Origin of the sequence: Alicyclobacillus fructus (assembly GCF_017329605.1) — a bacterium.
GTDB lineage: Bacteria > Bacillota > Bacilli > Alicyclobacillales > Alicyclobacillaceae > Alicyclobacillus > Alicyclobacillus fructus.
Genome location: NZ_JAFMTY010000086.1, coordinates 1 through 455 on the forward strand (window position 1 = coordinate 1; position 455 = coordinate 455).

Sequence of the window (455 nt, forward strand, 5' to 3'; positions counted from 1 at the left end):
CACGGCCTCCGGGTCAATTCGCAGGTTCCCCCATCGGTCCTGTTTCAGATAACGCTTGAACGTGGGATGGCTCGCAAGCCGACAGTGGGCCTTCGTGTGCGCTTCGCCCTGAAGCTCTTTGAGGCGTTCCAACTCCATCCGAAGCTCGCGCAACATGGCCTCCCGCCGCGCCTCATCGCGTTTGGCTTCCTCGGGATTGAACGCCAACACGTAACGGACCCGGGCCTCTCCGTCTCCCACCACGACCTCCTTCACTTTCAGGTTGGGACGAAGCTCACGAAAACGTCCAGGGCGCGCCAACGCCGCTTCCACCGCTGGTTTCCCGGAGGCCATCTTCTCCCCAGCGATGTAGTGACCCCCGGCGCGTTGCAGGATCCGCAAATTGCTCTCTGAGACGAAACCTCGATCCACGACCGTGATCACGCGACCAAGCCGCCAACCGATGAGGTCCTGTT

1 pseudogene is annotated in these 455 nt (G+C 61.8%); it reads right to left on the reverse strand.

Going from position 1 to position 455, the window contains the following annotated elements:
- Positions 1-455 (reverse strand): annotated as a pseudogene (locus J3481_RS14430) (ThiF family adenylyltransferase); the annotation flags it as partial.